Below are 17,499 nucleotides of genomic sequence, written 5' to 3' on the forward strand. Positions count from 1 at the left end.
TCGGCGGATGGACACGCTGGCTGAGCTGCGCGCGGGCCGGCTGGCAGGCGCAAGACGAATCGACCTCTCGTGCGGACTCACCGAGTTTCCGCGCGAGATCTTCGGCCTGGCCGATTCGCTCGAGACCCTGAACCTCTCCGGGAATGCGCTCGACGCGCTGCCCGCAGACCTGGGCCGGCTGCATCGCCTGCGCGTGCTGTTCTGCTCCGACAACCGCTTCACGCAGCTGCCCGAATCCATCGGCCAGTGCCGGGCGCTGGAGATGGTCGGGTTCAAGGCCAACCGCATCCGCACCGTGCCCGCTGCCGCGGTGCAGCTGCCGGCGCTGCGCTGGCTGATCCTGACCGACAACCAGATCGAGACAATGCCCGAGGCGCTGGGCCAGTGCACCGCCATGCAGAAGCTCATGCTCGCCGGCAATCAAATGCGTGCGCTGCCGGAATCGCTGGCGGCCTGCGGCCGGCTCGAACTGCTGCGCATTTCGGCCAACCGTTTCGAGGCGCTGCCCCCATGGCTGCTTGCGCTGCCGCGCCTGTCGTGGCTCGCGGGCGCAGGCAACCCCTTCGATAGGCAGGCCGAAGAAACGGCCATCGCCGCGCCGTCGGTGCCGCACGTCGACTGGCGCGGCCTGGCGCTGGGACAGAAGCTCGGCGAAGGCGCATCGGGGGTCATCCACGAGGCGGTGCTGGGCCCCGCGTCGCAGCCGGTGGCCGTCAAGCTGTTCAAGGGCGCAGTCACCAGCGACGGCTGGCCGCACAGCGAGATGGCCGCCAGCATCGCGGCCGGCGCGCATCCGACGCTGATCGCCGCGCAAGGCCGGATCGACGGCCACCCCGAAGGCACCCAGGGCCTGGTCATGGCGCTGGTGGATCCGTCTTTCCGCACGCTCGCCGGCCCGCCCAGCCTCGCGTCCTGCACGCGCGACGTCTATGCGGACGATGCGCAGTGGACCTCCGGCGTGGCATTGCGCATCGCCCGCGACATCGCGTCCGCCATGCAGCACCTGCATGCACGCGGCATCCTGCACGGCGACCTCTATGCGCACAACATCCTCTGGAATGCGCAGGGCGGCGGACTGCTCGGCGACTTCGGCGCGGCCTGGATGACCGGCGCGCTCGACGCGGCGCAGGCCCGGGCACTGCAGCGGCTGGAAATGCGCGCCTTCGGCTGCCTGCTGGAAGAACTGCTCGAGCGCTGCGGCGATGCACCGCCGCAGGCGATGGTCGTGCTGAAGGACCGCTGCATGCAGGCCGACGTGTCCGCACGGCCCTCGTTCGCCGAGGCCTTGGCACTGCTGCAGGGCGAGCTCCCGCCATGACAGGCCAGCGCCTGCCCCTGCCCACGCGCGACGGCGTCGGCCCGAGCTGCGTCGGCCTTCCGCAAGGCGCATGGCCCACCATCGCCGAGTTCCTGATCGAACGCTTCCCCGCGATCACGCGCGAAGCCTGGATGGCCCGCATGGAGGCCCGCGACGTGGTCGACGAGCACGGCGTGCCCGTGACCGCGCAGCGCCGCTACCAGGCGCCCCTGCGCGTGTACTACTACCGCACGCTCGATGCCGAGGTGCGCATTCCCTTCGACGAGCAGGTGCTGTTCCAGGACGACCAGCTCGTGGTGGCGGACAAGCCCCCGTTCCTGCCCGTCACCCCCACCGGCAAGTACCTGCAGGAAAGCCTGCTGGTGCGGCTCAAGCGCAAGCTGAAGCTCGACGACCTGGTGCCGCTGCACCGCATCGACCGCAGCACGGCGGGGCTGGTGCTGTTCTCGGTGCGGCCCGACACGCGCGGCGCCTACCAGGCCATGTTCCCCGAGCGCCGCATCGACAAGCACTACGAGGCCGTGGTGCCGTGGCAGCCGGGCGTGTCGTCGGTGCCCGGCACCTACCGCAGCCGGCTGGTGGACGACGACCACTTCATGCGCGTGAAGGAAGAGGCCGGCGAACCCAATTCCGAAACGCGCATCGCCGTGGTACAGACGGCGGGCGGCCACGCCTTGCTCAGGCTCTCGCCGGTGACCGGCCGCAAGCACCAGCTGCGGGTGCACTGCATGGCACTGGGCATGCCGATCGTCAACGATCCGTTCTACCCCACGCTGCTGCCGCCCGACAGCGACGATTTCGACAAGCCTTTGCAGCTGCTGGCCAAGTCGGTGGCGTTCCAGGATCCGGTGAGCGGCGCGCTGCGCAGCTTCACGAGCCCGCGCAGCCTGGCACTGCCGCCAAGGTGACGCCCCGCGGGCACGCCGCGCACTAAGCTCGTTTCCTGAGAACTTTCATTCAGGAGACACCTGCACCATGGACACCACCCAACTCTTCTCGCTGAAGGGCCGCAGCGCCTTGATCACCGGCGGCTCGCGCGGCATCGGCCGCATGATTGCCGAGGGCTTCCTGGCCCAGGGCGCGCGCGTGTACATCTCGGCGCGCAAGGCCGCGGCCTGCGACCAGACCGCCAGGGAGCTTTCGGCCTTCGGCCATTGCGTGTCGCTGCCGGCCGACGTGTCCACGCTGGAAGGCGCGCAGGCGCTGGTCGATGCCTATGCGAAGCATGAAGACGCGCTCGACATCCTGGTCAACAACGCCGGCGCGGCCTGGGGCGCGCCGTACGACGAGTTTCCCGAGAGCGGCTGGGACAAGGTGGTGGACCTGAACCTGAAGACGCCGTTCTTCCTGACGAAGGCACTGACGCCGATGCTCAAGAAGGCGGCGACCGATCACCTCGCGAAGGTGATCAACATTGCATCGATCGACGGCATCTCGGTGAATCCGCAGGAGACTTATTCATATGCGGCGAGCAAGGCCGGCCTGATCCAGCTCACGCGGCGCATGGCGCTGCGGCTCGCGCAGGAGCGGATCGTGGTGAGCGCGATTGCGCCCGGGGCTTTTGCCTCGGACATGAACAAGCTGGCGCGCGACCATGGCGACGAGGTGAAGGAGCGGATTCCCGCGGGGCGCATCGGGGTGCCGGAGGACATGGCGGGGGCGGCCATTTATCTCGCCTCCCGGGCGGGGGACTATGTGATGGGGTCTACGTTGGTGGTGGATGGGGGGGTTACGCACGCTCGGTGAGCTTTTGGGTTCCGGGGCCGGGTCTCGCCCCGGCCCCAAAACACAAAAGAAAGCAAGCAATCAAGACCACCGAGGCACAGCCTCATCCTTGAGCTGCTGCCTGAGCAAGTCATAGTCCGGCACCACGCTCTCCACCGTATCCCAGAACCGCTGCGAATGATCCATCACCCGCAGGTGCGCCAGTTCGTGCGCCACCACATAGTCGATCACCGGCAGGCGAAAGTGGATCAAGCGCCAGTTCAGCCGGATCGACCCATCCGCGCTCGCGCTCCCCCAGCGCGTTGCGGCATTCGAGAGCGACAGCTTCTGCCACCGCACCCCGAGCCGGGGCGCGAAGTGGTCGAGCCGTTCGATGAAGAGCCGCCGCGCCTGCCGCACGAGCCAGGCCTGGGCGGCATCGCGGATCTGCGAGGCCTCGGCGTTCTGCGCCACGGCCAGGCGCAAAGTGCGCGGCCCGGCGCCGTCATCGCTCGCATCGAGCGTGCCGCCCACGCTTGCAAAGCCGTGCTTCGGATCGAGGCGGATCACGACCGTCTCGCCCATGAACGGAAACTCCGCGCCATCCTTCCAGTCGATGCGCGTGGCCTCGACGCGTGCGTGGCGCTGCTGCGTCTCCAGCAGCTTGCGCAGGATCCAGCCGGACTTCTCCTGGATGGCGGCGTCGACGTCGCGCAGCGTGACCCAGCGCGGCGCGCGCACCGACAGGCCTTCGGCGCCCACCACGAAGCCGATGGTCTTGCGCTTGCCGCGCTTGAACTCGTAGGCCACGCGCGCCGATCCCAGCACCGCTTCGCGCGTGGCCTGCGGGTGCACGAAGCTCGCGAGCGCAAGCGTGTCGCGCAGCGGAACGGCGGGCTGCGCGGGACCGGCATCCCCGGCCCAGCCTTGCCGCGCATCGGCCACCGGGGGTTGGGGCACGGCCGGCGGCGCCGCTTTTTTCCTGACCTTCTTGCCGCGCGGCTCGCTCGGCTTGGCCGGCGCAAACTCGTTGCCCAGCCCTTCGAACAGGTCCATCGTGAACTGAAGCAGTCCCCGCATCTCGGGCTCTTTCTTTTTTTCTACTTCAACGCCTCTTGCGGCGCCTGCGGCAGCGGCAGGCTGTCGCGGTAGGCCTCGGGGTCGAGCCGGCGCATCTCGGATTCGATCCAGGCCTCGACCTCGCGCATCAGCTCGTCGGGCTTGCGGCCCACGCTGGAAATGGCCGGGCCGATCGACACGTCGACCACACCGGGGCGCTTGATGAACGCCTTGCGCGGCCAGACCTTGGCCGAGGTGACGGCAATGGGAATCACCGGCACGCCGGTCTCGCATGCGAGCCGCGTGCCGCCGCTCTTGTAGGTGCCCTTCTGGCCGCGCGGAATGCGGGTGCCTTCGGGAAACATGATGATCCAGATGCCCTGCGCGAGCAGCTTGCGGCCCTGGTTCACGACCTTGTTGAAGGCCTGCGCGCGCTGGCTGCGGTCGATGTGGATCATGTCGAGCCGGGCCATGGCCCAGCCGAAGAAGGGCACGTAGATCAGTTCCTTCTTGAACACGAAGGCCAGCGGATGCGGCATCAGCGTGGGCATCAGGAAGGTCTCGAAGGTCGACTGGTGCTTCACCAGCAGGACCGCGCCGGCCAGCTTGTCGGCGGGCAGGTTTTCCATGCCGGTCACGCGCGTCTGGATGCCCAGCAGCACGCGCGCGCCGCCGATGGCCCAGCTGAGCCACTGCACCGCCATCCAGTAGAGCGGGATGCCGCGCTTCCAGAGCGAACTGACGCACATGATGATGCCCCAGGGCACCACGGTGACGAGCATCCACAGGGCATGGACAACGGAACGGATAAACGCCATCAGACAGCCACCTGCAGTGCAGCCTGCGCTTCGCGCGCAAGCAGGAAGTCGACAAAGGCGGCGAGGTTCTCGTGAACCAGGGTGTTCGCCGGGTATTCGGGGGGCAGCGGATCGACGCCGCGGCAGGCCGCGCCCATGCCGGTGAGCAGCAGGTGCGGCTCGCAGCCGGCGGCCGCGCCGGCCTGCAGGTCGCGCAGGCTGTCGCCCGCGGTGGGCACGTCCTTCAGGTCGATGCCGTAGCGGTCGCCGATCTGGCGGAACAGTCCCGGCGCGGGCTTGCGGCAATCGCAGCCCTCGTCGGGGCTGTGCGGGCAATAGAAGACCGCATCGACCCGCCCGCCCACGGCCGCGAGCATCTTGTGCATCTTGGCGTGCATGGCGTTGAGCGAGGCCATGTCGAACAGGCCCCGGCCCAGGCCCGACTGGTTGGACGCGATCACCACATGCCAGCCCGCATGGTTGAGCCGGGCCACGGCCTCGAGCGCACCGGGCAGCGGCGTCCACTCGATGTCGCTCTTGACGAAGTCTTCGCGGTGCACGTTGATCGTGCCGTTGCGGTCGAGGATGACGAGTTTCATGGAAGTGCCGCCCATGGTGAGGTCGCCGGGGGGATCAGGCAGCCAGCCGCTCGAGCTGCGCCACGCGGTTCATCGCGGCGTGCAGCGACATCAGCAGTCCGAGCCGGTTGAGGCGCAGGTCGGCCTGCTCGGCATTGACCATCACGCCGTCGAAGAAGGCATCGACCGGTTCGCGCAGCGCGGCCAGGGTCTGCAGCGAAGCGGTGTAGTCGCCGGCGTCGAACTGGGCATTGGCGGCGGGCACGACCTCGGCCATGGCGGCATGCAGCGCCTTCTCGGCAGGCTCCTTCAGCAGCAGTTCGCTGACGTGCGCGTCGGCTTCGGGCGCCTTCTTGAGGATGTTGCCGATGCGCTTGTTGGCGGCGGCCAGCGCGGCGGCGGCGGGCAGCGCGGCAAAGGCGCGCACCGCCGCCAGCAGCTTGGGCACTTCGCCCAGGCGCTGTGGCCGCGGCGCCAGCACGGCGTCGACTTCCTGGGCGCTGGCGCCCTGCTCGCGCAGGCTGCCAGCCAGGCGGTCGAGGATGAAGTCCTGCAGCTCGGCCGTGGCCTTGCCGATGTCGAAGCCCTCGATGTCCTTGAACTGCGCGGCGGCGTCCTGCAGCAGCGCGTCGAGCTTCAGCGGCAGGTCTTTCTCGATCAGCATGCGGATCACGCCAAGCGCATGGCGGCGCAGCGCGAAGGGGTCGCGGTCGCCGGTGGGCAGGTTGCCGATGCCGAACATGCCGACCAGCGTCTCGAGCTTGTCGGCCAGCGCGACCACCTGCCCCACGCTGTTGCGCGGCAGCTCGTCGCCGGCAAAGCGCGGCTTGTAGTGGTCTTCGATCGCGTCGGCCACTTCGGCAGAGAGGCCGTCGTGCAGCGCGTAGTAGCGGCCCATGGTGCCCTGCAGCTCCGGGAACTCGCCGACCATCTCGGTCACGAGGTCGGCCTTGGCCAGTTGCGCGGCCTGCACGGCATGCGCGACGAGCGCGGCGCCGCCGAGCTTTTCAGCAATGCCGCGCGCAATGCGCATCACGCGTTCGACGCGCTCGCCCTGGGTGCCGAGCTTGTTGTGGTAGACCACCTTGCCCAGCGATTCGACGCGCGAGGCCAGCGACTTCTTGCGGTCCTGGTCGAAGAAGAACTTGGCGTCGGCCAGGCGCGGGCGCACCACGCGCTCGTTGCCGCCGACCACCGCGCTCGCGTCTTCCGGGCTGATGTTGCTGACCACCAGGAACTTGTTGGTGAGCCGGTTCGAGGCGTCGAGCAGCGGAAAATACTTCTGGTTGGCCTTCATCGTAAGGATGAGGCACTCCTGCGGCACTTCGAGGAATTCGCGCTCGAAGCTGCAGACCAGCACGTTGGGCCGCTCGACCAGCGCGGTCACTTCGTCGAGCAGCGCGTCGTCGTGGATCGGCACCACGGCGCCGCCGACTTGCACGGCCGCGGCCGCGAGCTGGCGCGCGATCTCGGTGCGGCGCGCTTCGAAGCTCGCGATGACCGCGCCCTCGTCCTGCATCTGCAGCGCATAGCTGTTGGCGTCGCGCAGCACGACCGGATCGACGGCCGCCTCGAAGCGGTGGCCGTGGGTTTCGCGGCCGGCCTTCAGGCCGAGCGCCTCGACCGGCACCACGGCGTCGCCATGCAGCGCCACCAGGCCATGCGCGGGGCGCACGAAGCTCACGCTGCTCCAGCCGGGCAGCTCGCAGCCGCTTTCGAGCTGGTAGCTCATCACCTTGGGAATCGGCAGCTTGGCAATGGCTTCGGCCAACGCCTTCTGCAGGCCTTCGGCCAGCGTTGCGCCCTTGGCGGTGCTTTCGTAGAACAGCGCTTCGGCCTTGCCGTCCATCGCGCGCTTGAGGCCGGGCACGGCCGAGGCGTCTGCGCCCAGCGCGGCCAGGCGCTTGAGCAGCGCGGGCGTGGGCTGGCCCGAGGCGTCGAGCCCCACGGCCACGGGCATGAGCTTTTGCGACACGGCCTTGTCGGCGGCGCGCTCGGCCACGTGCGTGAGGTGCGCAGCCAGGCGGCGCGGCGACGCATAGGCTGTGAGCACCGAGGCGGGCTCGGCAAGCCCCTGGGCCACGATCTGGTCGCGCAGCACGCCGGCGAAGGCGTCGCCGAGTTTCTTCAGCGCCTTGGGCGGCAGCTCTTCGACGAAGAGTTCGACCAACAGGTTCTTTTGCACGCTCGTCATCGCTCAGGCCGCCTTCTTCGTGATTTGTGCAACCCACTCGCGAGGCGCCATCGGAAAACCGAGCCGCTCGCGGCTCTCGTAATAACTCTGCGCCACGCTGCGCGCGAGGTTGCGGATGCGGCCGATGTAGGCCGCGCGCTCGGTCACGCTGATGGCGCCGCGCGCGTCGAGCAGGTTGAAGCTGTGCGCGGCCTTGAGCACCTGCTCGTAGGCCGGCAGCGCAAGCTGCTCGGTCATGAGGTGCCTGGCCTGCTTCTCGTGCGCCGCGAAGGCGGTGAACAGGAACTCGGCGTCGCTGTGCTCGAAGTTGTAGGTCGACTGCTCGACCTCGTTCTGCTTGTAGACGTCGCCGTAGCTCAGGCCCTCGGTCCAGGTCAGGTTGTAGACGTTGTCCACGCCCTGCAGGTACATGGCCAGCCGCTCCAGGCCATAGGTGATCTCGCCGGTGATGGGCTTGCAGTCGATGCCGCCGACCTGCTGGAAGTAAGTGAACTGCGTCACCTCCATGCCGTTGAGCCAGACTTCCCAGCCCAGTCCCCAGGCGCCGAGCGTCGGGTTCTCCCAGTCGTCTTCCACGAAGCGGATGTCGTTCTTCTTGAGGTCGAAGCCCAGCGCCTCGAGGCTGCCGAGGTAGAGCTCCAGGATGTTGCTGGGCGCCGGCTTGAGCACCACCTGGTACTGGTAGTAGTGCTGCAGGCGGTTGGGGTTCTCGCCGTAGCGGCCGTCCTTGGGGCGGCGGCTGGGCTGCACGTAGGCGGCCTTCCAGGGCTCGGGACCGAGCGCGCGCAGGAAGGTGGCGGTGTGCGAAGTGCCCGCCCCCACTTCCATGTCGTAGGGTTGCAGCAGCGCACAGCCCTTGTCGGCCCAGTACGACTGCAGTTTGAGAATGATTTGCTGGAAGGTCAACATGAAGCAGGCCGGCGTGACCGGGCGTTGGACGGTAGCGCGATGAAGCACCGCGAAAGCAGGCGATTTTACGGGCGGAGGGCCGCTCTCCCACAGCAAGCCGGGATGCCGGCCGCCTGCGCGGGCCGGCCGGCCGTGCGACAACCGCAGGGCGGGGGCGCGCACCGCGCTTTACCCAGCCGTTCCCACCCCTGGCGCCCGAACTTTCGCAGCCCGCCGGGCTCTTCCCTTCCTTTTTTCCGGTTTCCATCGACATGCAGCCGTCTCCCCTCGGTCCGAGCTCCCCCTTGTTCGTCGTTCTCAACGCCGGCTCCGGCAACGCGGACGCCGCCGAAACCCGCGAAATCATCGAGCAGGGCTGCGCCGCGGCGGGCCGCAGGCTGCGCATCTTCCTGGTCGACGAACGCACGACGGTGCAGGCGCTGGCGCGCGAGGCGGTGGAGCGCGCCCGCGCCGTGGACGGCGTGGTGGTGGCCGCGGGCGGCGACGGCACCATCAACACGGTGGCGCGGGCCACGCTCGGCAGCGGGCTGGCCTTCGGCGTGCTGCCGCAGGGCACCTTCAACTATTTCAGCCGCGCCCACGGCATTCCGCGCGATACGGCGCAGGCGCTGCAGGTGCTTTTGGCCGAGCAGCCGCGGCCGGTGCAGGTGGGGCTGGTCAATGACCGCATCTTCCTGGTGAATGCCAGCATGGGCCTGTATGCCGAACTGCTGGAAGAACGCGAGAGCTACAAGGTGCGCTATGGCCGCAGCCGTTGGGTCGCGTTCTTCGCCGGCCTGCTCACCGTGATGCGCGGCCACCGGCACTGGAACCTGCGCATCGCCTCGCACGGGGTGGAGCGCGACATCCGCACGACGACGCTTTTCGTGGGCAACAACCCGCTGCAGCTGCTGCAGGTGGGCATCGAACATGCCGATGCGCCCGAGAACGGCCAGCTGGCCGCCGTGGCGCTGAAACCGGTGGGCGTGCTGGCCATGCCCGGCCTGCTGGTGCGCGGCGCGCTCGGCCGGCTGGGCAGCGCCGACGAGGTGCTGAGCTTCCCCTTCGAGTCGATGACGGTGAAGGCCGGCCGCCTGCATCCGCCGCGCCGCGTGAAGGTGGCCATCGACGGCGAGATCGCCTGGGCCGAGATGCCGCTGCTGTTCCGGGTTTCGCCCGAGCCGCTGTGGCTGGTGCGGCCCGACGTCGCACCCGAGCTGGAGGCCGCGAAGCAATGAGCTGCCTGCTGCAGATCTCCGACACGCATTTCGGCACCGAGCAGCCCGAGGTGATGGCCGCGCTCGAGCGGCTCGCGCGGGCCCTGGCGCCGCAGGTGGTGGTGCTCTCGGGCGACATCACGCAGCGCGCCACGCGCAAGCAGTTCGCGGCGGCGCGCGCCTTCGTCGACCGGCTGGCCGCGCCGGCCGTGCTGGCCATTCCGGGCAACCACGACATTCCGCTGTTCCAGCTGGGGGCGCGCCTGTTCTCGCCTTATGCGCGCTACGCCCGAGCCTTCGGCAGCGACCTGGAGCCGGTGTTCGAATCCGCCGACTGGCTGGTGGTGGCGGTCAACACCACGCGCTGGTGGCGGCATGCGGACGGCGAAGTCTCGCCGGCCCAGATCGAGCGGGTGGCAGCGCGGCTGGCGGGCGCCTCGCCTTCGCAATTGCGCGTGGTGGTCACGCACCAGCCGGTGATGGTGACGCGGCAGGAAGACATGCCGAACCGGCTGCACGGGCGCGAAGCCGCCGTCGCGCGCTGGTGCGCGGCCGGCGCCGACCTGATCCTGGGCGGCCACATCCATCTGCCGTTCGTGCGTTCGCTGCACGGCGCGTACGCCGGCTGCCCGCGCACCGCATGGGCGGTGCAGGCCGGCACGGCCGTGTCGTCGCGCGTGCGCGCGGGCCACCCCAACTCGGTGAACGTGCTGCGCCTGGGCGCGCCGGAAGATGGCCGCGCGTGCCAGGCCGAGCGCTGGGACCATTCGGCCGCCGACAAGTCCTTCGTGTGCGCCAAGGTTTTGCAGCTTCCCCTTGCCAGCGCCGGGGCGCCCGCTTAGGGTGCGCCGCATGCCGATGGAAGCCCCCGACCTCGTTCTTCTCGCCCGCCAGCTGGGCGAGCATTCACTGGCCTGGTTCGCAGGCGCCTTCGCTGTCTCGGTGCTCGGCGCCGGCACGGCCTGCCGGGCGCTGCAGCGGCGGCGCATCAGAAGGTCGTCGAGCGAAGAGCCCGACGAACCGCAGCTGGCCGCCGGGCTGGCCATCGGCTTCCTGTCGATCCTCGGGGCGGCCAGCCTGGTGGCGTATCTCGCATCGAAGCTCGGCGACGGGCGCCTGCTGGGCCTGGCCGACCAGGCGCTGGCCGATGCCATCGGCGAGCACCTGCCGTGGGCGGCGCTGGTGGCTTTCAGCTGGCTCACGCACCTGGGCGATGCCGAACTGCTGGCGCCGGTGTGCCTGGTGGTGGCCCTGCTGCTGTGGCGCAAGGCCCACCATGGCCTGGCACTGGGCTGGGTCATGGCGCTCGGCGGCATCGTGCTGCTGAACCCGGCGCTCAAGCGCATCTTCGCGCGCGCACGGCCGCTGCACGACCACGGCCTGGCGCTGGAGACGAGCTACAGCTTCCCGAGCGGCCACAGCGCGGGCGCGATCGTGAGCTACGGCATGCTGTTGTATTTGGCCCTGCGCCTGCTGCCGGCGCGCTGGCACGTGCCGGCGGCGATGGCGGCCGCGGCGGCCATCGTCACCATCGCGTGCAGCCGCATCTTCCTGCAGGTGCATTTCGCCAGCGACGTGGCGGCCGGCCTGCTGACCGGCCTCGCCTGGCTGCTCGTGTGCGTGAGCAGCCTCGAATACGCGCGGCACCGCAGCCGCCGGCGCATCCGCCCCTGAGCAGCATCGATAGCGGGGTCTTCGCCAGGAACACCGCGGAACCGGCTTTGCCGGGCCGCCGGTGTTGCCCCCTCGAGGGGGGAGGCGGCTACACGAAGTGAGCCGCATCGGGGGTGGGTCAATACTCCCAGAAGATGCGCTGGAGTTCCTTGGTGTCGCTGGTTTTAGTCAGTGCCACCATCGCCAGGATGCGCGCCTTCTGCGGACGCAGGTCGTGCGCCACCACCCAGTCGTACTTGTCGTCGGGCTGCTCGGCATTGCGGATCACGAAGCCGTCGGGCACGCGCGAGCTGCGGATGATGATTGCGCCGTCGGTGCGCGCCTTCTGCAGGTTGGGCACGATCCGGTTGGCCACCGAGCCGTTGCCCGTGCCGCCATGGATGATCGCCTTCACTCCGCTCTTGGCCAGTGCGTCGATGGCGATGGACGAAACGCCCTCGTAGCCCATCGCAATCTCCACCGGCGGCAGCGCATTGATGCTGTCGATGTCGAACTCCGAGTTCATGGTGTGGCGCTTGACCGGCGCGCGGAACCAGTAGTTCTTGCCCTCGACCACCATGCCGAGCGGGCCCCACTGGCTCGAGAAGGCACTGGTCTTGATGTTGACGTTCTTGCTCACGTCGCGGCCGCTGTCGATGTTGTCGTTCATCGTCACGAGCACGCCCTTGCCCGCCGCGTCCTTGCTGCCGGCCACGCTCACGGCGTCGTACAGGTTGAGCGCGCCGTCGGCCGACAGGGCCGTGCCCGGGCGCATCGAGCCGACCACGACGATCGGCTTGCTGGTGTGCACGGTGAGCGTCAGGAAGTAGGCGGTTTCTTCCAGCGTGTCGGTGCCGTGGGTGATGACGATGCCGTCGACGTCCGCCTGCTTCGACAGCGCCGAGACGCGCTTGGCGAGCGTCAGCAGGTTGTCGTTGGTGAGGCTTTCGGAAGCGACCTGGAACACCTGCTCGCCGCGCACGTTGGCGATCTTGGAGAGCTCGGGCAGGCCGGCGATCAGCTTTTCGACGCCGACCTTGGCCGCCGCGTAGGTGGCGCTGTTGACGGCCGAGGCACCGGCACCCGCAATGGTGCCGCCGGTGGCCAGGATCACCACATTGGGCAGCGCCTGCTGGGCTTGCGCCAGGGCGCTGGCTGCGAGCAGCGCGGCGCCGGCCGCGAAGGCGCGGAAACGGGGGGAAAGGTACATGAAGGAACTCCTTTGTTGGAACGCGAATTTCTGGAAGCGGCGAGAAGATACATGAACCGTGCCCGCATGCCCTGCGCTTCCATGCCGGCATGGCATGCGGCCATGCGCCAAGGATTACCATCGCCGGGCGCACCGCCGCAAACCCGCCATCCCATGAACGCCGATCCCACCGCCCTGTCCCCAAGCACCGCCCAGGAAATGCCCGCCCCCGACGGCCCGCTGTCGCGCGCGCGGCCGGGGCGCGAGCGCATCATGGCGGCGATCCGCACCGCGGCCGTGGCCGAGTTCAGCCTGCATGGCCTGAAGGGCACCTCCACCCAGGCCATCGCCGCGCGCGCCGGCCTCACCAAGCCCCAGCTGCACTACTACATCGCCGGCAAGGAAGAGCTCTACGAGGAGCTGCTGATGCAGGTGCTGCATGCCTGGAAGGTGGTGTTCTCGTTCGAGGACGCCAGCGACCCGGCCACCGTGCTGGGCGACTACATCCGCAAGAAGCTCGACCACGCCTTCGACAATCCCGAGATCTCGCGCATCTTCACGCGCGAAGTGCTCGACGGCGGCCGCAACCTCGACCGCTACTGGCCCAACGCGCAGGCCTGGACGCAGAAAAAGGTCGACATCATCAACGGCTGGATCGCGCGCGGGCAGATGCGCCCGCTCGATGCGCGCCTGCTGCTGATGCACATCTGGGCCATGACCCAGAGCTACGCCGACTACGCGATCCAGACGCGCGTGATGCTCGGCCTGCCGCCCGATGCGCCGATCGACCGCGAGCCGATTGCGCGCGAGCTCGTGGCCTTCGTGCTGGCCGGCTGCGGCATCGGCAGCCCGGCCTCGCCGCAGGCCTTCATCAGATCATGCTGACCCGGCCGGTCGCCAGGTCGTAGATTCCGCCGACGACCTTGACCGCGCCGCTGGAGGCCATGCCCCCGAGGATGGGCGCCGACGTGGCCAGGCGCGCCACGCTCTGGCGCACGTTCTGCTCGGTGGCCGCCTGCAGCAGCGAGGCGGGCTCGCGGCGCGACGCGGCCTCCACGGCCGGCCGGATCGAGGCCACCAGCCCGGGCAGGTGCCCCGGCAGCACGGCGTTTTCCTGCAGCACCTTGATGGTGGCCGAGATGGCGCCGCAGTTGCTGTGGCCGAGCACCATGATGAGCGGCACGTCGAGGAACTTGGCCGCGTATTCCATGCTGGCGATGGCATCGTCGTTGACGAAGTTGCCGGCCAGCCGCACCACGAAGAGATCGCCCGGGCCCTGGTCGAAGGCCAGTTCCGGCGCCACGCGCGAATCCGCGCAGGCGAGGATCGCGGCGAACGGCTTCTGGCCCGAGGTGCGCGCCACGCGGCCGACACTGAAATCGCGCTGCGTCTGCCGGCCCTGCGCATAGCGCAGATTGCCCTGCACCAGCCGCTGGAGCGCGGCATCGCCGCCGATGCGGTTGTCGGGCAGCGGCGTGTCGGCCGCGAATGCATCGGCGCCGGACGCCAGGGTGGCGAAAGCGGCCGCGCCGCCCAGCAGCCGGCGGCGCGAGGTTGCCGGCACTGCGGCGGAAGGTAGGCAATCACACATGTGGAACTCCGTTCTTGGTGGTTGTCGAGTTCGCCGGGTCATCCGGCAGGAATGCCGGGCTTTCGCACTGGCGCACGAATTGTTACGCTCTGTATCGAGAACAACAAAGTCCAAACATTGCATGGATTTCCTGCCGCCGCCCGAGCTGGCGATTCCGATCTCCTACGAGGCCCGCGCCAACGCCGTGGCGCTCTATTGCGATGCGATCGTGCGCATGCACTGGGGCGAACGGCTCATCAACAAGATCTTCGGCCGCGCCATGCAGTCGCACGCCGCGGGCCGCCTCGTGGTGCAGCACTACCGCTGGAAGGAAGAAGGCGCCGAGCGCCCCACGCTGGCGCTGCTGCAGCGACACGCGAGCCGCGGCACGCGCACGCTGGCCAGCTTTGTCGCCGTGCTGCGGCTCACGGGCATGGTGACGGCCGAGACCGATCCCGCCGACCGCCGCGTGCGCTACCTGGTGCCGCAGGAGCGGCTGGTTGCCGGCCTGCGCGCCTGGATCGCGCACCACCTGCGCTGCTGCGAGGCGCTCGGCCTGCTGGGCGCCGGCCATGCCGACAGGCTCATGGACGACGACGCCTTTTTCTCGGCCTTCGTGAGCCGCGCCGGCACCATCCTGGACCAGGTGGCGCTGCACCGCGGCCGCTTCGGCGGCTGGAGCTGGTTCGACGAGCGCGACGGGGGCGGCCGGGTCGCGATGCTGCTGCTGCGCGACCATTTCAAGGCCAACCCGGTGGCAGGCTCGCCCCCGGCGGCCTTCCCGCTGCGCGCCCGCGAACTCGCCGAGGGACTGGGCTTGTCGCACTCGCACGTGCGCGGCCTGCTGAAGGAGGCGACGGAGGCGGGCCACCTGGCGCATGACGCGGGGCGTGCGCAGGTGCGGCTCACGCCGCGTTTCCTGGACGAAGCGACGAGCTGGCTGCTGCACTTCCTATCGTGGTTCGCCGATGCCGCGCATGCGGCGCGGCGGGCCGGCTGAGGCCGCACCCGGCCCTTTTTCAGGCCGCGCCCGCTTCCCAGGCGCGGCCCGCCGGGTCGGCCAGCGCGAGCCGCATGCTCTCGATGAAGCGGCGCAGCCGCGCAGGCTGGAAGCGCGACGGCGGATAGATCAGGTACACCGGCAGCGGCGCCACATGCCATTGCGGCACGAGCTGCACCAGCCGGCCGGCGGCAATGTCCTCGTTCAGGAGCCAGGCCGAGCCCGCGCAGGCGCCCAGGCCCATGCGCGCCGCGCTTTGCAGCGCATAGAGGCTGTCTGTGCTCATGCGCGGGCGGATCGGCACCCGCACGATCTCGCCGCTCGGCCGGTGCGTGAGCAGCACCTCGTTGCGATAGAAGGTGCGCAGCGCGAGCCACGGCAGTTCGACCAGCTCCGACGCATGCGCGGGCGGCGCCCGTCCGGCCAGCACCGAGGGCGCGGCGACCACCACGCGCGGCACTTCGGACAGCTTGATGGCCACCGCCATGGTGTCGGTCACTTCGCCGACCTGGATGGCGCAGTCGACGCCTTCGGCAATGAAGTCGGGCCGGCGGTCGTTCAGCAGCCATTCGACGGCCACCCGCGGATAGGCGCGAAGGTAGTCGGCCAGCGGTCCGACCAGCATCAGCTGGCCCATCGCATGCGGCACCACCACGCGCAGCGTGCCCTCGGGCTCGTCGCCTACGCCGCGCAGGTCGGCCTCGAAGGCGTGCCAGTCGGCGAGCAGCTCCCGGGCGCGCTCGTAGCAGCGCTCGCCGTCCTCGGTGAGCTTCATGGCGTGCGTGGACCGGCGCAGCAGCCGCACGCCCAGCGAGCGCTCCAGTGCCTGAAGGCGGCGGCTCACGGTGGGCTGCGTCGCACCCATCTGGAGCGCGGCGGCCGAAAGGCTGCCGGCCTCGACGATGTGGACGAAGGTCTGCATCAGCTCGATGCGGTCGGCGGCGGGGGAGGAAGTCGGCATGGCCTTCTTTATGCGTATAGCGTATGTGCATTGTGCGATCCGCGGAGCTACCAAGCCAAGCTCCTTAGGCGCACATTTCAACCCTCGCTCGATATTCAAGGGTTAATACCATGTCTTCCATTCAAATCACGCATGCAGCGACGGGCGCTGCGCCCGAGGGGCGGGGCCTGCCGGCCTCGCTGGTCCTGCTGCTGGCCATGGGCGCGGGCCTGTCGGCGGCTTCGCTCTACTACGCCCAGCCGATGCTCGGCGTGCTGGGCGCCGACATCGGCGCCTCCCCCCGCTCGGTGGGACTCGTTCCCACGCTCACGCAGCTGGGCTACGCGCTCGGCATCCTGCTGCTGGCGCCGCTGGGCGACCGCTTCGACCGGCGCCGCATCGTGCTGGCCAAGGCGGCCGCGCTGTGCGCCGCGCTGCTGGTGGCCGGCGCCGCGCCGTCGATCGGCGTGCTGCTTGCGGCCAGCCTGGCCATCGGCCTGGCGGCCACGATGGCGCAGGACATCGTGCCCGCGGCCGCCACGCTGGCGCCCGAGGCCACGCGCGGCAAGACGGTCGGCACGGTGATGACGGGGCTGCTGCTGGGCATTCTGCTGTCGCGCGTGGTGAGCGGCTTCGTGGCCGAGCACTTCGGCTGGCGCGCGATGTTCATCGCGGCCGCGGCCAGCATCGCGCTCATCGGCGCGGCCGCCTGGCGCGGGCTGCCGCGCTTCCGGCCGACCACGCACCTGGCCTATGCCGCGCTGCTGGGCTCGCTGGGCACGCTGTGGTCGCGCCACGGCGCACTGCGCCGCGCCGCGCTGGCCCAGGCGCTGCTGGCGGTGGGATTCAGCGCCTTCTGGTCGACGCTGGCCGTGATGCTGCACGGCGCGCCTTTCCATCTGGGCAGCGCGGCCGCGGGCGCCTTCGGCCTGGCCGGCGCGGCCGGCGCGCTGGCGGCGCCGCTGGCCGGCCGGCTGGCCGACCGCCGCGGGCCGGAGCTGGTGACGCGCCTGGGTGCCGGGCTGGTGGTGGTGTCGTTCGCGGCCATGGGCCTGGCGCCGCTGATGGCGCCGCATGCGCAGCTCTGGCTGCTGGCGCTGGCCGCGGTCGGCTTCGACCTGGGCATGCAGGCGGCGCTGATCGCGCACCAGACCATCGTCTACGGCATCGAGCCCGGTGCGCGCAGCCGCCTCAATGCGGTGCTGTTCACCAGCATGTTCACCGGCATGGCGGCCGGCTCGGCGCTGGGTGCGCTGGCGCTCGCGCAGTGGGGCTGGGCCGGAGTGACAGGGCTCGCGACTGGCACGGCTGCCGCCGCGCTCGCGGTGCGGCTCTGGCCGCGCAAGGCCGCGTAGCCGCAACAGCCGCGGGCAGCGCCCGCTCCCCAGTCCG

17 protein-coding genes are annotated in these 17,499 nt (G+C 69.8%); 9 read left to right on the forward strand and 8 right to left on the reverse strand.

The window, feature by feature from the left end; translation table 11 throughout:
• Positions 1 to 7 precede the first annotated feature (7 nt).
• The 3 genes from ACAM54_RS22645 (at position 8) to ACAM54_RS22655 (ending at position 3,064) form a co-directional block, all read left to right on the forward strand.
• Positions 8 to 1,318 (forward strand): leucine-rich repeat-containing protein kinase family protein, encoded by a 1,311-nt coding sequence (locus tag ACAM54_RS22645; RefSeq protein ID WP_369648994.1) that lies wholly within the window; start codon positions 8 to 10, stop codon positions 1,316 to 1,318.
• Entirely contained in the window at positions 1,315 to 2,226 is a 912-nt protein-coding gene (locus tag ACAM54_RS22650; protein ID WP_369648995.1) for a pseudouridine synthase, read from the forward strand. The genes ACAM54_RS22645 and ACAM54_RS22650 overlap by 4 nt, the downstream gene beginning before the upstream one ends.
• Positions 2,227 to 2,293: 67 nt before the next feature.
• Positions 2,294 to 3,064: an SDR family oxidoreductase gene (locus ACAM54_RS22655; RefSeq protein WP_369648996.1), complete on the forward strand. Its 771-nt coding sequence runs from the start codon at positions 2,294 to 2,296 to the stop codon at positions 3,062 to 3,064.
• 60 nt (positions 3,065 to 3,124) lie between these two features.
• Here ACAM54_RS22655 and ACAM54_RS22660 read toward each other — a convergent pair whose 3' ends face one another.
• The 5 genes from ACAM54_RS22660 to glyQ are packed head-to-tail and all read right to left on the reverse strand — an operon-like array spanning position 3,125 to position 8,559.
• Positions 3,125 to 4,078, reverse strand: a complete 954-nt coding sequence (locus ACAM54_RS22660) for a M48 family metallopeptidase (protein ID WP_369651009.1) — start codon at positions 4,076 to 4,078, stop codon at positions 3,125 to 3,127.
• A gap of 44 nt (positions 4,079 to 4,122) precedes the next feature.
• On the reverse strand, positions 4,123 to 4,899 hold the full coding sequence (locus tag ACAM54_RS22665; protein WP_209500933.1) for a lysophospholipid acyltransferase family protein: 777 nt from the start codon (positions 4,897 to 4,899) through the stop codon (positions 4,123 to 4,125).
• Entirely contained in the window at positions 4,899 to 5,492 is a 594-nt protein-coding gene (gene gmhB, locus ACAM54_RS22670) for a D-glycero-beta-D-manno-heptose 1,7-bisphosphate 7-phosphatase (RefSeq protein WP_369648997.1), read from the reverse strand. The genes ACAM54_RS22665 and gmhB overlap by 1 nt, the downstream gene beginning before the upstream one ends.
• 19 nt (positions 5,493 to 5,511) lie before the next feature.
• A complete protein-coding gene (glyS, locus tag ACAM54_RS22675; RefSeq protein ID WP_369648998.1) occupies positions 5,512 to 7,650 on the reverse strand; it encodes a glycine--tRNA ligase subunit beta in 2,139 nt (712 codons plus the stop codon).
• Between the two features lie 3 nt (positions 7,651 to 7,653).
• Positions 7,654 to 8,559, reverse strand: a complete 906-nt coding sequence (gene glyQ / locus ACAM54_RS22680; RefSeq protein WP_021012613.1) for a glycine--tRNA ligase subunit alpha — start codon at positions 8,557 to 8,559, stop codon at positions 7,654 to 7,656.
• A gap of 251 nt (positions 8,560 to 8,810) precedes the next feature.
• On the opposite strand from glyQ, the gene ACAM54_RS22685 reads away from it, so the two are divergent.
• From ACAM54_RS22685 to ACAM54_RS22695, 3 genes are read left to right on the forward strand one after another with little or no spacing between them, the layout of a single operon-like run.
• Complete coding sequence (locus ACAM54_RS22685; protein ID WP_369648999.1) at positions 8,811 to 9,776, forward strand: diacylglycerol kinase family protein; 966 nt, start codon at positions 8,811 to 8,813, stop codon at positions 9,774 to 9,776.
• Positions 9,773 to 10,597 (forward strand): metallophosphoesterase, encoded by an 825-nt coding sequence (locus ACAM54_RS22690; protein ID WP_369649000.1) that lies wholly within the window; start codon positions 9,773 to 9,775, stop codon positions 10,595 to 10,597. The genes ACAM54_RS22685 and ACAM54_RS22690 overlap by 4 nt, the downstream gene beginning before the upstream one ends.
• A gap of 10 nt (positions 10,598 to 10,607) precedes the next feature.
• The gene (locus ACAM54_RS22695) at positions 10,608 to 11,429 is read left to right on the forward strand and encodes a phosphatase PAP2 family protein (RefSeq protein ID WP_369649001.1); all 822 of its coding nucleotides are present in this window, start codon (positions 10,608 to 10,610) and stop codon (positions 11,427 to 11,429) included.
• A gap of 118 nt (positions 11,430 to 11,547) precedes the next feature.
• On the opposite strand, the gene ACAM54_RS22700 is transcribed toward ACAM54_RS22695, so the two are convergent.
• Positions 11,548 to 12,618: an asparaginase gene (locus ACAM54_RS22700; protein WP_145739900.1), complete on the reverse strand. Its 1,071-nt coding sequence runs from the start codon at positions 12,616 to 12,618 to the stop codon at positions 11,548 to 11,550.
• 153 nt (positions 12,619 to 12,771) lie between these two features.
• Between ACAM54_RS22700 and ACAM54_RS22705 the strand changes: the two genes are divergently transcribed.
• Positions 12,772 to 13,482, forward strand: coding sequence for a TetR family transcriptional regulator C-terminal domain-containing protein (locus ACAM54_RS22705; RefSeq protein ID WP_369649002.1), 711 nt, complete (start codon positions 12,772 to 12,774; stop codon positions 13,480 to 13,482).
• Here the strand turns inward: ACAM54_RS22705 and ACAM54_RS22710 are convergent.
• Positions 13,469 to 14,188, reverse strand: coding sequence for a carbonic anhydrase (locus ACAM54_RS22710; protein ID WP_369649003.1), 720 nt, complete (start codon positions 14,186 to 14,188; stop codon positions 13,469 to 13,471). The genes ACAM54_RS22705 and ACAM54_RS22710 overlap by 14 nt on opposite strands.
• 121 nt (positions 14,189 to 14,309) lie before the next feature.
• On the opposite strand from ACAM54_RS22710, the gene ACAM54_RS22715 reads away from it, so the two are divergent.
• Complete coding sequence (locus ACAM54_RS22715; RefSeq protein WP_369649004.1) at positions 14,310 to 15,167, forward strand: hypothetical protein; 858 nt, start codon at positions 14,310 to 14,312, stop codon at positions 15,165 to 15,167.
• A 19-nt stretch (positions 15,168 to 15,186) separates the two neighbouring features.
• Here the strand turns inward: ACAM54_RS22715 and ACAM54_RS22720 are convergent, their stop codons facing one another.
• Positions 15,187 to 16,128, reverse strand: a complete 942-nt coding sequence (locus ACAM54_RS22720) for a LysR family transcriptional regulator (RefSeq protein WP_369649005.1) — start codon at positions 16,126 to 16,128, stop codon at positions 15,187 to 15,189.
• A gap of 110 nt (positions 16,129 to 16,238) precedes the next feature.
• On the opposite strand from ACAM54_RS22720, the gene ACAM54_RS22725 reads away from it, so the two are divergent.
• Positions 16,239 to 17,462, forward strand: a complete 1,224-nt coding sequence (locus tag ACAM54_RS22725) for an MFS transporter (RefSeq protein WP_369649006.1) — start codon at positions 16,239 to 16,241, stop codon at positions 17,460 to 17,462.
• Positions 17,463 to 17,499 lie beyond the last annotated feature (37 nt).

It is taken from the genome of Variovorax sp. V93, assembly GCF_041154485.1.
GTDB lineage: Bacteria > Pseudomonadota > Gammaproteobacteria > Burkholderiales > Burkholderiaceae_C > Variovorax > Variovorax beijingensis_A.

Bases quoted from the DNA above. Each gene is read 5' to 3' on its own strand.
- ACAM54_RS22645 (WP_369648994.1), top strand. From the start codon at position 8: ATGGACACGCTGGCTGAGCTGCGCGCGGGCCGGCTGGCAGGCGCAAGA.
- ACAM54_RS22650 (WP_369648995.1), top strand. From the start codon at position 1,315: ATGACAGGCCAGCGCCTGCCCCTGCCCACGCGCGACGGCGTCGGCCCG.
- ACAM54_RS22655 (WP_369648996.1), top strand. From the start codon at position 2,294: ATGGACACCACCCAACTCTTCTCGCTGAAGGGCCGCAGCGCCTTGATC.
- ACAM54_RS22660 (WP_369651009.1), bottom strand. From the start codon at position 4,078: ATGGACCTGTTCGAAGGGCTGGGCAACGAGTTTGCGCCGGCCAAGCCG.
- ACAM54_RS22665 (WP_209500933.1), bottom strand. From the start codon at position 4,899: ATGGCGTTTATCCGTTCCGTTGTCCATGCCCTGTGGATGCTCGTCACC.
- gmhB (WP_369648997.1), bottom strand. From the start codon at position 5,492: ATGGGCGGCACTTCCATGAAACTCGTCATCCTCGACCGCAACGGCACG.
- glyS (WP_369648998.1), bottom strand. From the start codon at position 7,650: ATGACGAGCGTGCAAAAGAACCTGTTGGTCGAACTCTTCGTCGAAGAG.
- glyQ (WP_021012613.1), bottom strand. From the start codon at position 8,559: ATGTTGACCTTCCAGCAAATCATTCTCAAACTGCAGTCGTACTGGGCC.
- ACAM54_RS22685 (WP_369648999.1), top strand. From the start codon at position 8,811: ATGCAGCCGTCTCCCCTCGGTCCGAGCTCCCCCTTGTTCGTCGTTCTC.
- ACAM54_RS22690 (WP_369649000.1), top strand. From the start codon at position 9,773: ATGAGCTGCCTGCTGCAGATCTCCGACACGCATTTCGGCACCGAGCAG.
- ACAM54_RS22695 (WP_369649001.1), top strand. From the start codon at position 10,608: ATGCCGATGGAAGCCCCCGACCTCGTTCTTCTCGCCCGCCAGCTGGGC.
- ACAM54_RS22700 (WP_145739900.1), bottom strand. From the start codon at position 12,618: ATGTACCTTTCCCCCCGTTTCCGCGCCTTCGCGGCCGGCGCCGCGCTG.
- ACAM54_RS22705 (WP_369649002.1), top strand. From the start codon at position 12,772: ATGAACGCCGATCCCACCGCCCTGTCCCCAAGCACCGCCCAGGAAATG.
- ACAM54_RS22710 (WP_369649003.1), bottom strand. From the start codon at position 14,188: ATGTGTGATTGCCTACCTTCCGCCGCAGTGCCGGCAACCTCGCGCCGC.
- ACAM54_RS22715 (WP_369649004.1), top strand. From the start codon at position 14,310: ATGGATTTCCTGCCGCCGCCCGAGCTGGCGATTCCGATCTCCTACGAG.
- ACAM54_RS22720 (WP_369649005.1), bottom strand. From the start codon at position 16,128: ATGCCGACTTCCTCCCCCGCCGCCGACCGCATCGAGCTGATGCAGACC.
- ACAM54_RS22725 (WP_369649006.1), top strand. From the start codon at position 16,239: ATGTCTTCCATTCAAATCACGCATGCAGCGACGGGCGCTGCGCCCGAG.